3 protein-coding genes are annotated in these 1439 nt (G+C 68.0%); 2 read left to right on the top strand and 1 reads right to left on the bottom strand.

What is annotated here, in order from left to right; genetic code table 11:
- A partial coding sequence (locus IF73_RS0136975) for an adenosylhomocysteinase (protein WP_031015888.1) occupies window positions 1-273 on the top strand: 273 nt, incomplete at its 5' end.
- A 102-nt stretch (window positions 274-375) separates the two neighbouring features.
- On the top strand, window positions 376-993 hold the full coding sequence (locus IF73_RS0136970; protein ID WP_031015886.1) for a hypothetical protein: 618 nt from the start codon (window positions 376-378) through the stop codon (window positions 991-993).
- Between the two features lie 175 nt (window positions 994-1168).
- On the opposite strand, the gene IF73_RS42475 is transcribed toward IF73_RS0136970, so the two are convergent.
- Window positions 1169-1439 (bottom strand): hypothetical protein (locus IF73_RS42475; protein WP_234338456.1); only part of this gene is annotated, 271 nt, incomplete at its 5' end.

Here is a 1439-nt window from a genome sequence, read left to right as displayed (position 1 = left end):
CACCTGCTCAACCTCGGCAACGCCACCGGCCACCCGTCCTTCGTGATGTCGAACTCCTTCGCCGACCAGACCCTGGCCCAGATCGAGCTGTTCACGAAGCCGGAGCAGTACCCGACCGACGTCTACACGCTGCCGAAGCACCTGGACGAGAAGGTCGCCCGCCTCCACCTCGACGCGCTCGGCGTGAAGCTGACGACCCTCCGCCCGGAGCAGGCCGCGTACATCGGCGTCAAGGTCGAGGGCCCGTACAAGCCGGACCACTACCGCTACTGATCCGTCCCCCCGGCACCCGCCCGGGCGACGCGACGACCCAGCAGGCCCCCGGCACCCCGTGCCGGGGGCCTGCCCCGTCCCCCACCACCCGAGGACCACGCGATGCCCCGCGGCCGCTACTCGCTCCACGACCCGCACGACCACACCCCCCTCGGCGAGGAGCACTTCCACTGCGCCCCCGGCCCCTCCGGCTGGCGCTACGTCTCCCGACTCACCACCCCGGCCGGCGACCACCGGGGCTCGGTCGACCTGGCCCTCGACGAACTCGGCCGCCCCATCCGCCTGGAGCTCCACGCCCAGAGCTGGCAGGTCCGCGGCGCCGCCCTCGACGGCGTCACCTGGGTCCGCACCGACCCCACCGGCACCCACGCCACCGAGGGCAACGTCCGCGCCCACGCCTTCACCGGTACGTCCCCGGCCTTCCTGATCGCCCTCACCCGCCTCCTGCGCCTCACCCCCGGCGCCCCCGAGACCCGGGTCCGCCTGGTCGCCTTCACCGACCCGGTCCTCGCCCCCCTCACCGTCGACCAGTCCTGGGCCCTGCTGAGGAGCGAGACGCACCCCACCGACGAGGGCGGTCTGATCGTGGACGAGTACCAGGTCAGCACCCTGGACACCGGGGAGCGCCACACCGTCCACATCGCCGGCGACGTGGTCCTCGCCGCCCCCGGCATCGAGCTGGAAGACCTCGACACGCCACCCTCCGTCTTCCCCGCCTGAGCACCCCACCGCGCCGATGTGCGTCGGCCCCCGCGGAGCTGGTACTGTCCTCCGGTGCCCGAAAAAACCGTTGACACGGTGGACGCGGGGAGGTAGATTCAGATGGTTGCCTGGAGCTGGACAGCTCGGCAGCAATCAACTAGAGTCTGACTCACTCCCGATTCTTTATCGCGAATCACGAAAAGCCACCGATTAGGTAGCCGGAAATGATTCTGATAAAGTCGGAAAGCGCCGGAAGGCCCCGAGAAAAACAAATCGGGACCGGAAAGCACCGAGGAAATCGGATCGGAAAGATCTGATAGAGTCGGAAACGAAGGAAGCGCCCGGAGGGCCTGGAAACAGGAACAAAGGAAGCGTCCGCACCTTGAGAACTCAACAGCGTGCCAAAAATCAACGCCAGATTAGTTGATACCCCGTCCAGCCGGTTTCGGTTGGTCGAGGTTCCT

This window comes from Streptomyces sp. NRRL F-5727 (assembly GCF_000719555.1).
In the GTDB taxonomy this organism is placed as follows: Bacteria; Actinomycetota; Actinomycetes; order Streptomycetales; family Streptomycetaceae; genus Streptomyces.
Note: the sequence above shows the minus strand (reverse complement) of the source record. Positions and strands in the feature narration are given on the sequence as shown.